This window comes from Musicola paradisiaca NCPPB 2511 (genome assembly GCF_000400505.1).
Lineage (GTDB): Bacteria > Pseudomonadota > Gammaproteobacteria > Enterobacterales > Enterobacteriaceae > Musicola > Musicola paradisiaca.
Genome location: NZ_CM001857.1, coordinates 65,791 through 83,189 on the forward strand (window position 1 = coordinate 65,791; position 17,399 = coordinate 83,189).

General features: G+C 57.4%; 15 protein-coding genes. 9 read left to right on the forward strand and 6 right to left on the reverse strand.

Going from position 1 to position 17,399, the window contains the following annotated elements; translation table 11 throughout:
• Positions 1-61 precede the first annotated feature (61 nt).
• Positions 62-1,027, reverse strand: coding sequence for a glyoxylate/hydroxypyruvate reductase GhrB (ghrB, locus tag DPA2511_RS00295; RefSeq protein WP_012763697.1), 966 nt, complete (start codon positions 1,025-1,027; stop codon positions 62-64).
• Positions 1,028-1,266: 239 nt separating this feature from the next.
• On the opposite strand from ghrB, the gene DPA2511_RS00300 reads away from it, so the two are divergent.
• A complete protein-coding gene (locus tag DPA2511_RS00300; RefSeq protein ID WP_012763698.1) occupies positions 1,267-1,515 on the forward strand; it encodes a YdgH/BhsA/McbA-like domain containing protein in 249 nt (82 codons plus the stop codon).
• Positions 1,516-1,574: 59 nt separating this feature from the next.
• On the opposite strand, the gene DPA2511_RS00305 is transcribed toward DPA2511_RS00300, so the two are convergent.
• A complete protein-coding gene (locus DPA2511_RS00305; RefSeq protein ID WP_012763699.1) occupies positions 1,575-2,024 on the reverse strand; it encodes an N-acetyltransferase in 450 nt (149 codons plus the stop codon).
• A complete protein-coding gene (locus DPA2511_RS00310; protein WP_023638082.1) occupies positions 2,021-2,581 on the reverse strand; it encodes a DNA-3-methyladenine glycosylase I in 561 nt (186 codons plus the stop codon). Before DPA2511_RS00310 ends, DPA2511_RS00305 begins: the two co-directional genes overlap by 4 nt.
• 205 nt (positions 2,582-2,786) lie before the next feature.
• Here DPA2511_RS00310 and DPA2511_RS00320 point away from each other — a divergent pair, with 205 nt between their 5' ends.
• The 3 genes from DPA2511_RS00320 to glyS all read left to right on the forward strand — a co-directional run bounded on the left by DPA2511_RS00320 (position 2,787) and on the right by glyS (position 6,734).
• Positions 2,787-3,593, forward strand: a complete 807-nt coding sequence (locus tag DPA2511_RS00320) for a sulfite exporter TauE/SafE family protein (protein WP_012763701.1) — start codon at positions 2,787-2,789, stop codon at positions 3,591-3,593.
• A 147-nt stretch (positions 3,594-3,740) separates the two neighbouring features.
• Positions 3,741-4,655: a glycine--tRNA ligase subunit alpha gene (gene glyQ / locus DPA2511_RS00325; protein WP_012763702.1), complete on the forward strand. Its 915-nt coding sequence runs from the start codon at positions 3,741-3,743 to the stop codon at positions 4,653-4,655.
• A gap of 9 nt (positions 4,656-4,664) precedes the next feature.
• Positions 4,665-6,734 carry a glycine--tRNA ligase subunit beta gene (glyS, locus tag DPA2511_RS00330; RefSeq protein WP_012763703.1) on the forward strand — a complete coding sequence of 690 codons (2,070 nt, stop codon included), beginning with the start codon at positions 4,665-4,667 and terminating at the stop codon, positions 6,732-6,734.
• A 183-nt stretch (positions 6,735-6,917) separates the two neighbouring features.
• On the opposite strand, the gene DPA2511_RS00335 is transcribed toward glyS, so the two are convergent.
• The 3 genes from DPA2511_RS00335 to DPA2511_RS00345 form a co-directional block, all read right to left on the reverse strand.
• On the reverse strand, positions 6,918-7,925 hold the full coding sequence (locus DPA2511_RS00335; protein WP_012763704.1) for a hypothetical protein: 1,008 nt from the start codon (positions 7,923-7,925) through the stop codon (positions 6,918-6,920).
• Between the two features lie 167 nt (positions 7,926-8,092).
• Positions 8,093-9,187 (reverse strand): ABC transporter ATP-binding protein, encoded by a 1,095-nt coding sequence (locus DPA2511_RS00340; RefSeq protein WP_012763705.1) that lies wholly within the window; start codon positions 9,185-9,187, stop codon positions 8,093-8,095.
• Between the two features lie 362 nt (positions 9,188-9,549).
• Positions 9,550-10,749: an ROK family transcriptional regulator gene (locus DPA2511_RS00345; RefSeq protein ID WP_012763706.1), complete on the reverse strand. Its 1,200-nt coding sequence runs from the start codon at positions 10,747-10,749 to the stop codon at positions 9,550-9,552.
• A gap of 249 nt (positions 10,750-10,998) precedes the next feature.
• Here DPA2511_RS00345 and DPA2511_RS00350 point away from each other — a divergent pair, with 249 nt between their 5' ends.
• The 5 genes from DPA2511_RS00350 to DPA2511_RS00370 are packed head-to-tail and all read left to right on the forward strand — an operon-like array spanning position 10,999 to position 16,929.
• Positions 10,999-12,120, forward strand: a complete 1,122-nt coding sequence (locus tag DPA2511_RS00350) for an ROK family protein (protein WP_012763707.1) — start codon at positions 10,999-11,001, stop codon at positions 12,118-12,120.
• Positions 12,117-13,871 carry a GH116 family glycosyl hydrolase gene (locus tag DPA2511_RS00355; protein WP_012763708.1) on the forward strand — a complete coding sequence of 585 codons (1,755 nt, stop codon included), beginning with the start codon at positions 12,117-12,119 and terminating at the stop codon, positions 13,869-13,871. Before DPA2511_RS00350 ends, DPA2511_RS00355 begins: the two co-directional genes overlap by 4 nt.
• Before the next feature lie 54 nt (positions 13,872-13,925).
• Positions 13,926-15,170, forward strand: a complete 1,245-nt coding sequence (locus DPA2511_RS00360) for an ABC transporter substrate-binding protein (RefSeq protein WP_012763709.1) — start codon at positions 13,926-13,928, stop codon at positions 15,168-15,170.
• On the forward strand, positions 15,167-16,114 hold the full coding sequence (locus tag DPA2511_RS00365; RefSeq protein ID WP_012763710.1) for a carbohydrate ABC transporter permease: 948 nt from the start codon (positions 15,167-15,169) through the stop codon (positions 16,112-16,114). The genes DPA2511_RS00360 and DPA2511_RS00365 overlap by 4 nt, the downstream gene beginning before the upstream one ends.
• Positions 16,111-16,929, forward strand: a complete 819-nt coding sequence (locus tag DPA2511_RS00370) for a carbohydrate ABC transporter permease (protein WP_012763711.1) — start codon at positions 16,111-16,113, stop codon at positions 16,927-16,929. The genes DPA2511_RS00365 and DPA2511_RS00370 overlap by 4 nt, the downstream gene beginning before the upstream one ends.
• Positions 16,930-17,399 lie beyond the last annotated feature (470 nt).

Below are 17,399 nucleotides of genomic sequence, written 5' to 3' on the forward strand. Positions count from 1 at the left end.
GCGAAGCCTCTTGGCCAGAATGTCTGCTCAAGAGGCAGTCTTGATGAGAGGGTACGATGGGTTACTGCGTCAGCACATCCGGATTGACGCAGTTTTCTTTGACGTTGCCGCTGAGCGCGGCGATCAGGTTGTCCACCGCGCAGGCCGCCATGTTGTAGCGGGTTTCGACGGTGGCGGAACCGATGTGCGGCAGCGCCACCACGTTCGGCAGTTTCAGCAGCGGCGAATCGACCGGCAGCGGTTCTTGTTCGAACACATCCAGACCGGCGGCGTAGAGGGTGCCGTTGGTCAGGGCTTCAATCAGCGCCTGTTCGTCTACGACCGGGCCGCGCCCGATATTGATCAGAATGGCGCCGGGCTTCATCTTCGCCAGTTGCGCCTGGCCGATCAGATGACGGGTTTCCGGCGTCAACGGCAGGGTGATGCACAGAAAATCCGACTCGGCCAGCAGGGTATCGAGATCGCAGTAGCGGGCGTTGAAACGGGTTTCCGCCTCATCATGATGACGGCGGGCGTTGTAGAGCACGTTCATGCCGAAGCCACAGTGCGTGCGTTGCGCCACCGCCAGCCCGATACGCCCCATGCCCAGAATGCCGATGGTTTTGTGATGCACATCGACGCCGAACCAGTCGGCGCCGACGCTGCGCGTCCACTCGCCGGCTTTCACCCGCTCGGCGGATTCCAGCGCCCGTCGGGCGCTCATCAGCATCAGCGTCAGTACGGTGTCGGCCACGGTTTCGGTCAGGACGGTCGGCGTGTGCATCAGCAGTGCGTTCTTTTCATTCAGCGCGGCGACGTCAATGTTGTCGTAACCCACCGAGACGGTGGAAACCGCACGTAATTTCGGCATATGGGCTATGTATTCCCGGCTGACGGTATGACCTGCGCCGATGAGGCCTTCCGCGTTCGCCAGCACCGGGTGGTCGACAGGCGGCAGGCCATCGAAGACGGCGACGGTAAAGTGTTGTTCCAGCGTGCGGCGTAAATCGTCAGGAATGCTTTTGTAGAGGATTATTTCAGGTTTCATCGGTACAAACTCCAGCAGATTCAAGGCGAGGTGACAATCTGCATCATGGGTGAGGCCGGTGTGAACCGCAAGCGATTAAGGCACATCATTGGCTGTGGAATTGCCCATATTTTAATTCAAATAAATCGAATGATATCCGCAAAATTACCCGATTTTCATCACCGGATGACAGGCATAGGATAGATTCCATCGAAGGTAATCAGCCTTCCACACTGATAAATACACGAGGAATTAATACTATGAACGCCATCAAAAATATTGCTGCAATTTTCGCTCTCGCAACCCTGTCTTTCGGTACTATGGCGGCCACTGAAGTTCATCAGGCGCAGGGCACTGAAATCGGTACCGTTTCCGCCAGTGCCTCCAGCCTGGGTGAGTTGAATGCCGAACTGGCCGCCAAAGCCGATGCCGCCGGCGCCAAATCCTTCCGCATCATTTCCGCCAGCGGCAGCGATAGCCTGCGAGGTGTGGCTGAGCTCTACAACTGATTGTTCTCACCGATTGACATGGGACGGGTTGACCCGTCCCGTGCCCTGCTTTCGACACGTCACCCCGACAAGGTTGGATCCAGCCGCTTCCAGTGCATAATCAAGAGTTGGGCCTGCGTTTCCCCCTGATAACTCTCCTGTACCACCGAGTACCCCAGCTTGCGGTAAAACGCACAGGCGCGATGGTTTTGCTGATACACCTCCAGGCTCAGTGCATCAAATCTATCCTGAACGTAGCGCATCAGCGTGGCGGCAACACCCGTGCCGTATAGCCGGTGGTGGACGAACAGCGCGCCGACAAAACGTTGACGCATGACGCTGATAAAACCGCCGATGCCTTGTTCGTCTTCATAAATCCAGGTCTGAGAGTGGGGAAGATAGCGATAACGCACCAGCTCTTCGCTTTCCTGCCAGTAACGAGGGTGGATGAACGGGTGCGCGCGGGTGGTACTTTCCAGCCAAAGCGGTATGAGTTGTTCCACATCCTGTGGATGAAAATCCCGGATCACGATGACTCCTGGCGGCAGAAACAGTCGACAACATGGTCGTTCACCAGGCCGGCCGCCTGCATGAAGGCGTAACAGATGGTGGAACCGATAAATTTGAAGCCGCGCTTTTTCAACGCCTTGGACATGGCGTCGGAAACGGCGGTTTTCGCCGGGACGTCGGACAGGGAAACCGGGTGGTTGACGATCGGCGTGTGGTCGACAAACGCCCAGATAAAATCGGAAAAATTTTCACCCTGCGCTTGCATCACTATCCAGGCACGCGCATTGGTGATGATGGCCTCGATCTTTCCCCGATGTCGGATGATGCTGCTGTCCTGTACCAGCCGCGCGACGTCGTCGTCGGTCATCACGGCAACGCGATGCGGGTCGAAATCATGAAAACAGCGGCGGTAGTGTTCCCGTTTTTTGAGTACGGTAATCCATGACAACCCCGCCTGCTGGCCTTCGAGACAGAGCAACTCGAACAGTTTCTGACTGTTGGTGCAGGGTTTGCCCCATTCGTTGTCGTGGTAGTCCAGATACAGGGCATCCTGAGTGACCCAGCCGCAGCGTTTCATAGCGTCCCCCGATAAAGAGTTAACCCGTTGTGATTTGTCGGTGATGTTGGTATTGATGATGGCCGACGTGTGGCGCATAGATGCGGATCCCGGCGATGATTACCTGAACGCCGGCGGGATGCAACCCTGCGCCGACAGTAAGATCACGAAACCGAAGATGGCGCTGATGTGATGCCGTCTCATTTTTTGCAGACAGGGGAGCGTAATGGGCGTCGAGTGGATATTGGCTTATCTGGCATTGGGTGCCGTCGTCGGTTTTATGGCCGGGCTGCTGGGCATCGGTGGCGGCGGCATCATGGTGCCGGTGCTGACCGGGTTGTTCGCCGCCCAAGGCGTAGCGCCGTCGCACCTGGTGCATCTGGCGCTGGGGACGTCCATGGCCGCCATCGTGATGACCGCCGTCTCCAGTCTGCGTACCCACCATCAGCATCAGGCGGTGCTATGGCCGGTGGTGTGGCGCATCGCCCCCGCCATCTTGATCGGCACTTTTGCCGCCACCTGGTTGGCGACGAAGGTGCCGACGCGCGTGCTGGCGATCTTTTTCTCCTGTTTCATGGCTTATGTCGCCGTGCAGATGGTGTTGAACATTAAGCCCAAACCCAACCGTCAGTTGCCGGGAACGCCGGGCTTATCGCTGGCGGGGCTGGTTATCGGCGGTATCTCCGCGCTGGTGGCGATTGGCGGCGGCTCGCTGACCGTCCCTTTCCTGACCTGGTGCAACGTGCGCATTCAGCAGGCGATCGGCACGTCTGCCGCCGTCGGGTTGCCGATCGCGCTGGCCGGTGCGTTGGGGTATATGGTGAATGGCTGGTCGACGACCGGTTTGCCCGCATTCAGCATGGGTTACGTCTCGCTGCCGGCGGTAGTGCTGATTTCCATGGTGAGCTTTTTTACTGCGCCGGTGGGCGCGCGGCTGGCGCACCGGCTGCCGGTCGTCACGCTGAAAAAGTGTTTTGCCGGGCTGCTGCTGTTGCTGAGTTTGAAAATGTTGCAGACCGTATTTACCGGCTGAATAGCCTATTCGGCCCCTGTGTTTTACGGGCTGCAAAAATTTACCCGTGGGTAAAGTTGTTGCCGCATTCTGGCTGTATATCTTGCATTCAGCGGGTATACTGGCGCCTTCATTGTAAAAACCACTTGTATCGCGTGCGAATCCAACATGCAAAAGTTTGATACCAAGACCTTTCAGGGCCTGATCCTTACACTGCAGGATTATTGGTCGCGTCAGGGCTGTACCATCGTCCAACCGCTGGACATGGAAGTCGGCGCCGGCACTTCCCACCCAATGACCTGCCTGCGCGCGCTCGGCCCGGAGCCGATTGCCGCCGCCTATGTACAACCGTCCCGCCGTCCTACCGACGGCCGCTACGGTGAAAACCCCAACCGTCTGCAGCACTACTACCAGTTCCAGGTGATCATCAAGCCGTCGCCGGACAATATTCAGGAGCTGTACCTCGGTTCGCTGAAGGAGTTGGGCATGGATCCGACCATTCACGACATCCGCTTCGTGGAAGATAACTGGGAAAACCCGACGCTGGGCGCCTGGGGGCTGGGTTGGGAAGTGTGGCTGAACGGCATGGAAGTGACCCAGTTCACCTACTTCCAGCAGGTGGGTGGTCTTGAGTGTAAACCGGTGACTGGCGAGATCACTTACGGCCTGGAACGTCTGGCGATGTACATTCAGGGCGTGGACAGTGTCTACGATCTGGTGTGGAGCGACGGCCCGCTGGGTACAACCACCTATGGCGACGTGTTCCATCAGAACGAAGTGGAGCAGTCCACCTATAACTTCGAATACGCCGACGTGGATTTCCTGTTTACCTGCTTCGAGCAGTACGAAAAAGAAGCCCAGCAGTTGCTGGCGCTGGAAAAACCGCTGCCGTTGCCAGCCTACGAACGCATCCTGAAAGCCGCGCATAGCTTCAACCTGCTGGACGCGCGCAAAGCCATTTCCGTGACCGAGCGTCAGCGCTACATCCTGCGGATCCGTACCCTGACCAAAGCGGTGGCGGAAGCCTACTATGCCTCCCGCGAGGCGCTGGGCTTCCCGATGTGTAATCGAAAAAAGAGCTGAGAGGCAGCGATGACAGACAAGACGTTTCTGGTGGAAATCGGCACGGAAGAGCTGCCGCCGAAGGCTTTGCGCAATCTGGCGGAATCTTTTGCCGCTAATTTTACCGCCGAGCTGGATACCGCCGGGCTGGGTTATCAATCGGTGAACTGGTTCGCCGCGCCGCGCCGTCTGGCGCTGAAAGTTGCCGGTCTGAGCGCGTCTCAGCCGGACAGGGAAGTGGAAAAACGTGGGCCGGCCATCGCGCAGGCGTTTGACGCCGCGGGCCACCCGACCAAAGCGGCCGAAGGCTGGGCGCGTGGTTGCGGCATCACCGTCTCTCAGGCCGAGCGCCTGACCACCGACAAGGGTGAATGGTTGCTGTTCCGCGCGCAGGTGAAAGGCGAAGCGGCGCAGGCGCTGCTGCCGGGCATGGTCAGTGCAGCGCTGGCGAAACTGCCGATCCCTAAACTGATGCGCTGGGGCGATAACGACACCCAGTTTGTGCGTCCGGTGCACACCGTGACGTTGCTGCTGGGCGATGAGCTGGTTCCCGGTACCGTGCTGGGCATCGACTCCGCCCGCACCCTCCGCGGCCACCGCTTTATGGGCGAGCCGGAATTCACCATCGATAACGCCGACCAGTATCCGCAGATTCTGCTGGAGCGCGGCAAGGTGCTTGCCGACTACGAGGCGCGTAAAGCCCAAATCAAAGCGGATGCCGAAGCGGCCGCCCGTAACATTGGCGGTAACGCCGATCTGAGCGACAGCCTGCTGGAAGAAGTCACCTCGCTGGTGGAATGGCCGGTGGTGCTGACCGCGAAGTTCGAAGAGAAATTCCTGGCGGTGCCGGCGGAAGCGCTGGTGTACACCATGAAGGGCGACCAGAAATACTTCCCGGTGTACGACAATGCCGGCAAGTTGCTGCCGAATTTTATTTTCGTCGCCAATATTGAGTCCAAAGACCCGCAGCAGATCATCGCCGGTAACGAGAAGGTGGTGCGCCCGCGTCTGGCCGACGCCGAATTCTTCTTCAATACCGACCGTAAAAAACGCCTCGAAGATCACCTGCCGCGTCTGGAAACCGTGCTGTTCCAGCAGCAGTTGGGCACATTGCGCGACAAGACCGACCGCATTGCGGCGCTGGCGGGCTGGGTGGCCGGCCAGATCGGCGCCGATGTGAACCATGCTAAACGTGCGGGCCTGTTGTCCAAGTGCGACCTGATGACCAACATGGTGTTCGAATTTACCGACACCCAGGGCGTGATGGGGATGCACTACGCCCGTCACGACGGCGAAGCCGAAGACGTGGCGGTGGCGCTGAACGAACAGTATCAGCCGCGCTTTGCCGGTGACGAGCTGCCGTCGTCGCCGGTAGCCTGCGCGCTGGCGATCGCCGACAAGATGGATACCCTGGCGGGGATCTTTGGCATCGGGCAGCATCCGAAAGGCGACAAAGACCCGTTTGCGCTGCGCCGCGCCGCGCTGGGTGCATTGCGTATCATCGTGGAAAAACGCCTGCCGCTGGACTTGCAAACCCTGACCGAAGAAGCGGTGCGTCTGTACGGCGACAAGCTGACTAACGCCAACGTGGTGGACGATGTGATCGAGTTCATGCTGGGCCGCTTCCGCGCCTGGTATCAGGAAGAAGGTCACAGCGTGGACACCATTCAGGCGGTGCTGGCGCGCCGTCCGACTCGCCCGGCGGATTTCGACGCCCGTGTGAAAGCGGTGAGCCATTTCCGCACGCTGGAGCAAGCCGCTGCGCTGGCCGCCGCCAACAAGCGCGTGTCCAACATTCTGGCTAAATCCACCGAAACGCTGAACGACGGCGTGCAGGCGGCGTTGCTGAAAGAGAACGAAGAAATCCAACTGGCGACCTATGTCACCGCGCTGACCAGCAAGCTGGCGCCGTGGTTCGCCGAAGGCCGCTATCAGGAAGCCCTGGTGGAACTGGCGCAGCTGCGCGAATCGGTGGACAACTTCTTCGATAAGGTGATGGTCAACGCCGAGGATCAGCAGGTGCGTATCAACCGCCTGACGCTGCTCAACGAACTGCGCAACCTGTTCCTGAAGGTGGCGGATATTTCGGTGTTGCAGTAAGCGGTTCGGATATTACCATTCATATCTCAAAGCCTCCGTTTCGGAGGCTTTTTCGTTTGAGCGTGCCTTGTCGAATTCGGCTTGTGCTGATGATGCACGGTAAAAAGGCGCCCGCCTGCTGCATATTAGCCGGGTGCTAACCGGGGTTTGCCGGGCCATGCTGATGCTGAGGAAGGTCGCCCGTCAATTCAATGCCGTGGGGGGCAATGTACCGCCTGATATTTCCTGCATCACCTTCTCCACCCAGGCACTGAGCGTGTATTGGCGATAAATATTTTCCGCTACGGGTTGGTAAGGGGTATGAATGAAATCCAATGGGACTGACCCATCCTGATTAAGCATGCAGACATTGTGCGGGTTATAAAAATCATAATCGGCCGTGTGCGGATTGGTGGTGATCAGTTTGCGCTGATAAGCCATGGATTCGTAAGCGCGAAAAGATAATCCCGCCTGCTGGCCCTGTACAATATCCAGAATGGCTCTGGCATTATCAATTTCGTGCGCCAGCGCCGCGCCCAGGAATAATTGCTCCGAGGCTTTTATCCGCGCGTCCTTGATATATTTTCGTTTTCCCGGTTTATCGATATAGAAAATAAGGTTGGATTTGAGTTCGGGGTTTTTATCGAGAAATTGAACCGCTTGTTTATATCTCTCCGATGTAAAACTCATAATGGAAAAAACATCATATTCACAGGCCTGATAGGGCGCCGCGCTTTTCCAGGATGGATCGATATAGTTGTTGATTTTGGTGAAGTGAAAGCGTGCGCAATCCTGGCTGTCATAGCTCAGAACGTGATCGAACATATTGATATGTAAAGCGTTGTCTGGCGCTTTGCTCAGGCTGTCCCACAGCGTGGCGACCAGCTTTTTTCCATGCTGACGCAGTATGTTCAGGTGCTGTTCATTAAACAGCTTGGGTTCCGTCATAATAATGGCGTCGAACGGTTCTCGGCCGATAAAAAAATTATGCAGGCCATGCTGGATTTGATGATCGAGTGCCTGACGTTTGTAGTGCTTGCCGCTAAATGTTTTATAGAGTTTAGCGATAATGCGGTGGCATGAGTCAAAATAACGGAATGTCGATAAATCGCGATGATCGATATGGATAACATCGTGACCCTGCCGTTTCATTTCCGCCACGATCGGTGTTGCCAACCCCGCCCAGTCTGGACAAATAAATAACAAACGCATAATGCCGTTATCCTCAGGGTCATTTTTTATGATTCATACGATGCGGCGGTTCTGATCATTATGGCCCGCACCGGATTGAAACAGGATTTTCAATCGCCGGGAAATATAGCATTAAATGTTAAGTGGTGTCCTACAGTATTCGGGGCGGGCCCGGCAAGGCGGGCCGCTTAATGCGCGGCCAACGAGAGGCCATCGCTGACCCGGAACAGGTGCAGGCGTTCGGCCGGCAGCGCCAGTGCGAGCAAGTCCCCTTCGGCGACATTGAGGTTGTCCGGCAGGTGCAGCGTCGTTTTGCTGTTGTTGCCTTCAATGTGCCCGTACATATAGGTTTCTGTACCGATCATCTCGGCGTAGTCCACGCGGAACGGCAGTGTGTTTTCATCCGCCGTATGTAATAGGAAGTGGCTGGGTCGGATGCCCAGCTCAATTTCCATGCCGGGCTGCGCTAACTGCGGATTGACTGTCAGAGTGAGCGGTGGGAACCCTTCAATCGCGATCTGTGCGTGATCGCCCTGCAATTCTGCAATGACCCCGGTGTAGAAATTCATTTTCGGCGAACCGATAAAACCGGCGACGAAACGATTTCTGGGATGATGAAAAAGCACCAGCGGTTTATCGAACTGTTCCACCATGCCGCCGTTAAGGATGGCGATGCGATCCGCCATCGTCATTGCTTCAATCTGATCGTGGGTGACGTAAACGATGGTGCTTTTCAGCCGCTTGTGCAGTTTGATGATTTCCGAACGGGTATCCACCCGCAGGGCGGCATCGAGATTGGATAACGGTTCATCGAACAGGAAAACACTGGGGTTACGCACAATGGCACGGCCGATGGCGACGCGCTGGCGCTGACCGCCGGAAAGCGCACGCGGCTTTCTGGCCAGATAGGGTTCTATCTGCAACATTCTGGCGGCTTCCTGCACCCGAGTCTGGATATCGGCCTTGGACATGGCGGTATTTTCCAGGCCGAACGACAGGTTCTGCGCTACGGTCATATGCGGGTAGAGGGCATAAGACTGGAATACCATCGCGATGCCGCGATCGCTCGGCGATACCTGCGTTACATCGCTACCGCCGATGGCGATAGTGCCGGAGGTGCAGTCCTCAAGACCGGCGATCAGCCTGAGCAGCGTTGATTTCCCGCAGCCGGAAGGACCGACGAAAACCACAAACTCACCATCTTTAACATCGAGGTCGACGCCCTTGATGATTTGCGTATTACCAAATGATTTAGTGATATTTTTCAGTGTCAGTTGTGCCATCAGATCTTTCCGTCCACCGCTCAGAGTTGAGAGACGCAGTAACCGATAGATAACGCTATCGATTACCTTAGCGGGTGACATCATGACGGAGCTTTATTTAGTTCGTCAATATGTCGAACTAAATAATTAAAAAAATGTGACCTTCAACAAGAATGTATAAAAATACTTATAATTTAGCGAGTTATGATATTTTTTTCTTATCGCTGCGGCAGAGCCACCGGTCGTTGAGTGGCCCGGAAAGCCAGAGTGGGTTGGCGGATCGTGCTTGTTGGTCAGTCTGGCAGCGCGAGCGGCGGGGTGAAGGGAACGGGGGGTTCCCGTCTTTCCCCGGTCTCGCTCGCGAGAGGGCTGTAGGCAGGCGCTCAGAGGTTTTTAGGCAATGGGATCTTGCGGGACAGATCCGGTAAACCAAAAAGAAGATTGTGTAATTTATTCAATGAAATAGCCACTGCGCCCGTCAGTACGGACTGCGAACCCAGGGTGCTGGATTTCAGCAGGATAGGGTGGGGAGAACAGTTACTCAGGTAATAGCGAATGCGTTCGGTCAGCTCCGGACGGATACCGATATTGCCGCCAATGATGATGCTTTCCGGGTCGAACATCAGTGACACCGACAGCACCAGCAAGGCTGCGGTGCGGGCCGTCTCTTCGATGGTCACGATGGCGGCAGGCTCTTTGTCCGCGTAGCGGTTCAGTATGTCCCGCACCGGCGTGTTCGCCGCTCCGCCGGCGAAATGATAGCGCTGGCTAATACCGGCGGCGCCCAGCACCGACTCCAGCGTCCCCTGACGCAGGCTTTCCGGCGTGTAGGCATCTCCGCCCAGCGGCAGATAGGAGATCTCGCCGGCGGCGCCCATCGCGCCACGCAGTAGAATCCCTTCCAGTATCAGGCCCAGACCGATCCCGGTACCCAGTGAAATAAACGCCAGTGAGTGGTCGTCCTGCCCGCAGCCCCGCCAGTATTCGCCGATTGCGGCGGCATTCACGTCGTTTTCAATCAGCACTTCGCAGCCGAAAGCCTGCTGCATGGTGTCCCGCAGCGCGAATCCGCTCATGTTTTTCAGGTTGGGCGCCATGTCCAGCGCGCCGGTTTTCTGGTTGATCACGCCGGGGATCGCCACGCTGACGCTGTGCAGTTTGCTCTCATCGATCTGTTGCTGGGCCAGAATGTCGTTTTTTAACTGGCACAAGCGATTGACCAGATCGATGCCGCCCTGGCTGTTGTTTTCTGTTTCGTAATGCGTGATTTCGGCGCCGCGCAGGTTGACCAGGCTTAGCCGGATCGTGGTGGCACCGACGTCCATGCCCAACACATAGGCCAGATCGTCGGCGATCTCGTAGTTCATGGCGGCGCGCCCGACCTTGCCCGACTCCAGTCCGCAGGGGCGTACCCACCCCCGTTCTTCCAGAATCAAAATAACTTCGGACATCGTCTGCTTGGACAGCTTCGTTGCCTTTGCCATCGCCGCACGCGATGCCGGGCCGGCGTGAAGCAGGTACTCCATCACGGCTCGAACCGATATCTGGCGTAGAACCGGAACATCATTTTCTATTTCAATCACTTATTTTTTCTCAATCATGTATCGGGACGGTATTGAATCAGGTCGTCTGATCGCCAGAAATGCCTGCATATTATGCAATAAAAGTGTTACCCCGCTCTCGTTTCTGTTCACTTTCCAGAGAAAATTATTATTTGACTCAGGGTTCATATTGACGGTTCCGATCGGAAAGGATATTAATTCGTAAGGTTGATGAACTAATTATAGCAGTTATTTATGGCTGCAATCTACGTTGGGAAAAAAGGACGTGATATGGCGAACTCTCAGCCACTTGGTAAAACTCTTGCAAACGCGCTTTCTCAACTGGAGCGTCTGTCGTTGGAACCGATATCCGGCTGGGCTTCCGTCCTCGATATTCCGTTGGCGAGCGCACAGCAATTGATGGAATTTCTGGAAAAACAGGACATTATCCAACGTAAACCACAGGGTATCGAATTGCATCCGCAGTCGCCCGTCGTCATAGGTTTTGATTTGGGCGGCACCAAAGTCAAAGGCCGGTTGGCGACGCTGGCCGGCGAAGTGCTGGCGCAAACGGCGCACCCTACCCGCAAAGGCGATGAACAAGCCGCGATGCAACAAATGTCGTCGCTGGCGGAGGATCTGCTCAGCCAGGCCGGCGTTTCGTCGCAGCGGCTGAAGCAGATCGCCATCGGCATTCCCGGCTCAATCGATAAACAAGGCAATGTACAACTCTCCCCCAACCTGCGCTTACCTGCCCGGCTGCCTGCTGTGCTGTCACTGGCGGATGGCAAGCCATGTCCGACGGTATTCGAGAATGACGTCAATCTGGCGGCGCTGGGGGAATACCACTATGGGCACGGCAAGGGCAGCGATTCGCTGGTGTTTGTCGCCTTCGGCACCGGCGTCGGGATGGGCATTATCGCGCAGGGCGGCATTATCAGCGGGCATAGCGGTATGGCGGGTGAAATCGCGCTCTTGCCGCTGAGCGCAACGCCTTACGAAGACGCCAGAATTTCCGTGGGCGGCGTGTTTGAAGATCGTGTCAGCAGCAGCGCGATTCGCCAGCGTTACCAGGGGGGAAATATCGAGGTCATCGATATTTTCCGCCAGGCTGAACAGGGCGAGCCGCAGGCGCTCGCGGTACTGGAGAATACCGCACGGATTGCGGCGCTGGGTGTCGCTTCCGCGGTGAGCCTGTTGAACCCCGAATGGCTGATTCTGGGCGGCGGCATCGGCGCGCGGCCGGCGTTCCATGAACGGGTTCGCCAGCAGGTTGAGGCGTTGATCCCGGTGCCGGTACGGCTTACCGGCAGCGCTCTGTTGGACGATGCGGGCGTCGTCGGCGCCGTCCATCTGGCCAGAGAAGCCTGCCTGACGGCGTTGTCTTGGCATGATGTGGGAGAACCGGCATGAACAGTAACACGTCAATATCGTCATCTGAGTGGAAGTTACAACCGCAACCGGATGGCCAGCTCGTCGGCGACGCCGTGACGCGGCTGCCGTTCATGGCTCGGCGCCTGCAGGGATCGTTCTGTGCGGCGCAGGGCATGGTGGAACTGGCGCTGTGGGGCAGCGGTACGCTGGGCCGCGTCCATGTCGCGCCGTTGAATGGGTCTTGCTTGTTTGCACCTAACCGCCTGTTGACGGCGGAACGGGGGTTTTATGTGGCGCAATCGCAGCCGGTGGCGCTGCTGACGCAGACGCGATTCCAGCGTTTTTATCCGGCGAAAAAACGCGCCTGGTGGGATCGGCAAGGCGGCCGCGCCGCACGGGAACGGTTAGGCGAACAACAACGCTGGGTATTGCCCTGGGGCGTGGTGATCGTCGAACAGCGCGGCGAGGATGTGTTGATCGCTGCGGGCAATGACGACGCCGAGGCCCGGCGCGGCCTGGCGCTGAGCACCGAACAGATCAAGCAGGAGGCGCAGCGTTACATCGATGACTGCGACCAACTGCCGCAGGCGCAGCCTCTGTTGCGCAGTATGGTGCAGCAAAGCCTGCACGCCGCGTTGTCCAGTATTCGTTATGACCACGCCGGGAAATTCGCCGGGCTGGCGGCGGGGATGGACTACAGCGCCCCGGCGCGCACCTACTACCGTGACGGCTACTGGACGCTGCAGGCGTTGCTGCCGTTGCAGCCGCAGATCGTGCTGGAGGAGATCCACCTGATGGCGGCGGGATTGCAGCCGACGGGCGAAGCGCCGAGCGGCGTGATCCTCAATGGCCCCGGTTTGTCGGACGCCTGGGAAGATGCGCGTCAGCATAATCCCGCCGTGACGGAAAACCACAGCCGCCCGCAGGACTGGTGGAGCGACCATTTCGACAGCCCGTTGTTCTTTATTCTGACGATTGCCGATTACGTGCGCGTCACGGGTGACAGCTCGCCCTGCGAGCAATACTGGCCGCAGATCGCCACCATCATTGCGCGCTACGAAGGCTTCATTCTTGACGATAACGGTCTGCCGCAAAAACCGTCGCATAACGATCGTGACTGGGCGGATAACGTCTATCGCTTCGGCTATGTCGCTTACGATCTCGGTTTGTGGGTTGGCGCCGTCAACGCGGTGGCGCAGTGGGCGGCGGCGCGCGATCCGGCGCTGGCCGAGCGTTGCGAACGCCTGGCGGCACAGGCGGCCCGGCATCTCGACGCCGTGCTTTTGCAACCGAATGGGCACTACGCCGATTACGGCCGTCCGGATGAATTCATTGAAGATCACCTCACGCTCGACAGCCTGACGTTGCTGCGTTACGGCGCGGTGGATAACGCGCGCGCCGACGCTGTGCTGCGCCGGATCCAGGCGCAACTGGAGACTCGCCATAACCGCGAACAACGCTATGGCGACTGGGGCGTGATGTGCGCCTGGCCGCCGTTCAAACGCCGGCAGGATACGCGCGCCAAGTCGGCCTTTACCTTGCGTTACCACAACGGTTCCGACTGGCCTTATCTGGATGGGTTATACGCCGATACGCTATTGCAATACGGCATACCGGGAAGCGAGTACCCGCTGACCCGCTGGTGGATGACGTGCCTGGAACAGGGATGGGCGGGCGCCGTGGAGTATTTCTCTCCGCCGTTTGGTCGGGGATCGTTATTACAAGGGTGGAGCAGTATGCCCGCCGCGGTGGTGATGAAGTACCGTCATCACTTTGACGGCGGTCAGTAATCACAGCGTAGTTTGACTGTGTTCGATGCAATAACATTGATCAGGAAACACATCATGAAGAAAAAGGCTGTTATCGCAGTACTGGCTGGCGCCATGACGCTTGCGTGTTCATCATTGCAGGCCGCCGAGTTGACGATCATGTGGTACGAAACGGATAAGAATGAATCCGCCGTGCTCAAGCAGTTATTGAATGAATACACACAACAGCATCCGCAGACGACCTTCAACCTGCAACTGGTGCCGTATGACAACGTGATCCAGAAATTCCGCCAATATGCGGCGTCGGGTTCCGGGATGCCGGATATTTCCAAAACCTCGTCGATGGAAGCGGTGATTCGCCCTTACCTGGTGGACTTCAATCAATACTTCGGCAAGGACTACCTGAATCACTACATCAAAGGGTGGGCGGACGGCGCCAGGCTGGGCGATAAAGCGATAGCCGCTCCGCTGTATGTCACCGCCACCGGGTTGCTGCTCAATGCCGATGCGTTCAAGAAAGCGGGCGTCGCGCTGCCGGATGTGCAGCAGGGTTGGACCTGGGAAGAGTTCCTGCCGAAGATCAAGGAAGTCGCGCAGAAAGCGCATGTGCGTTATCCCTTGGTGTGGGATGTGTCGGCCAGCCGCTGGATCATCCATGAATACCACTATGGCAACCATGTCTTTTCCACCGAACCGCCTTACAAGGTGGTGATGGATAAGCAGAAAGCCGCCGATACGCTGGCCGGCTTCGTCAAGATCGCCGATGAGTATATGCCGCGCGGTCAGTGGTCCGGCTCCAGCGCGGATAACCCGAAAGAGCTGTTTATCGGCGGGCAGGCGGTGGCCTGGATGACCGGCAGTTGGCAGCTCAGTTCGCTGGCGCAACGCGCCAAGTTTGACTGGCGTGCCGGTTATACGCCGCGAGGCACCGTCAAATCCAGCGTTTACGGCGGCGAATATGTGGTCGCGTTCAACACCAGTCAACATCTGGATGAGTCTACCCGTGTGGTCAAATGGCTGACTTCGCCGGATGTCCTGAAACGTCTTTCGGTACCGATCGGCATGATCCCGGCCACGTTGTCCGACGAGCCGGTGAAATATGAGGATCCGAAAATCAGCCAGGCGATGGCGTTGATGCAGCATGAACTGGTGGAAAGCCCGGCTTATGCGGCGGCGGATCAGGCCAATGAAGCGATGCAGTTCGTCTGGGCGCCGATGAAGGATGCGGTAATGCAGGCGGTAACTCATCAGATCACGCCGGAGCAGGCCATCGAGAAAATCATGAAGGCGGCACAGGATGGATTAGGGGCATCGCAATGAAAGTGATGAATCCGGAGCAGGCCAGTCTGGCGGGTATGTCGCAGAGTTCGGGATCGTTTAACAGTCGTATCAGGAAGTTCTGGCCTTATTTGTTGATATTGCCGTCGTTTGGGTTGTTGTTGCTGTTCACCTTCTATCCGCTGCTGCAAGGGTTCTGGATGTCGGTGTTTCAGCGCGGCGTGGTGGTGTTGCCGCAGGTCGCCAGCACGCACCCCAAATTCGTCGGCATCGACAACTTTATTCAGGTCTTTACCGATCCCGAATTTCAGCACGTCCTGCTGCGGACGGTGGTGTTTGTGGTGTTTGCGGTACCGCTCAATCTGACGATCGCTCTGGTGATGGCGCTGTTGCTGGCGCCGCAGATGCGGGGGTTCGGGTTGGCGCGCACCATCGTCTTTTTCCCGTCGATGATAAGCTTGCTGACCATCGGCATCATGTGGAAATGGCTGTTTGGTTATAACTCCGGATTGATCAACTACGTACTGAGCCTGATCGATATCAGCCCGGTACCCTGGCTACAACAGGAAACCATGGCGCAGATTGCCGTGGTGATTGTCTGGGTGTGGGCCAGCGCGGGCTTCAATATGATGATTCTGTTGGCCGGGTTGACGGCCATTCCGGAAGATTTGTATGAAGCCTCGCGTATCGACGGTACCAGCCGTTGGCGCACCTTCTGGCGCATTACTCTGCCGCTGTTGCAGCCGAGTGTAGTGGTGGTGGTGGTGTTGTCGTCGATTGAAGCTTTTAAAGTGTATGAACTGGTGCTGTCACTTACGGGCGGCGGGCCGGGGCGCGCCACCGTCTATTTGATCCAGACCATTTATGAGAATGCGTTTATGCAACCGGCCACCGCAGGGGTTGCGGCGGCGCAATCGGTGGTGCTGTTCGTGATCCTGTTTGCGCTCTCCGTTATCCAACTTCGTCTGTCGAGGAGTTTTAAATGAAGGGTTCATCTCTGCTGACGCGCTGGATAGTCATCGGTTTTATGCTGCTGTTTTTCCTGTTGCCGCCGATCTGGATTTTTTCCAACGCGCTGAAATCGGTCGATGAGATTTTTGCCTGGCCGCCGTCCCTGTGGCCGGAACACATCACGCTGGAAAACTTTGTCGATGTGTTCGCCAACACCAATTTTGTGCATACGCTCGGCAACTCCTTTTTCGTTTCCATCCTCTCGTCGCTGCTGTCTGTGTCGATCAGCGTCATGGCGGGCTACGCGCTGGCGAAGTTCCGGTTTCGCGGCGATACGCTGGTGTTCATGATCATCATGTGCGCGTTGATGATCCCGCTGCAGATTATCCTGATCCCGATTTTCCTGCTGCTGCGCGATTTGCACCTGCTCAATACGCTGTGGGGGGTGATTATCGCGCCGGCGGCCACGCCCACCGGGGTATTCCTGATGCGTCAGTACATCAAGAACATTCCCGACAGCCTGCTGGAGGCGGCGCGTCTGGAAGGCACCAGCGAGTGGCGGATTCTGTGGCGCATCGTGGTGCCGCTGTCGCTGCCGGCCATCGCCACGCTGGCGGCGTTCACCTTCGTCTGGCGGTGGAACGATTTCTTGTGGCCGTTCTTGGTGATCAGCGATCAGAGCCAGTGGACGGTACAACTGGCGCTGGCCAGCAATGTCGGCCAGTTTGATATCAACTGGCCGCGCCTGCTGGCGATGTCCGCCATGGCGGTCTTGCCGATGCTGGCGATCTTTCTGGCGCTGCAACGCTACTTCATGAACGGGTTGATGGCCGGCGCTACCAAGGAGTAACGCCGGTTTCCTGCCCGCCGCTAACCACGGGCGGGCTTACCGTCCGCGTAGTCTTTCCCCTTCGCCGCCAGCCCGACCTAACCCTGCCGCCGGGCTGGCGGTGCTGTGTCCGGTTGGCTCTCGTCACCGGCGCGACGACAGGGATCTTCCTTTTTATCGGTTCCGCAATGTCGGCCGCTTTGCCTGATGCCGTCATCTTAAGTGGTTCGCATCCCCGCCAGACGTCCCTGTATTGATGAGGTGTCCGCACTGTTGCATATGCCGCCAGCCCCAGTGACATGGCGTACCGGGTTTTTACGACGGCGCATGATGAATATGCCGGCTATTTTTTACATGGCCTCGGGGAAATAGAGCGTAGAATAGCGAACCACTGCCTGATAGGCGTTTTCCATCCCGTGTGATGCGTTCTGCATAGCCCGGTGGTTGGACATGATGTACTGGTGAAATCTGCCGTCGTGAGCGGCGGTGAA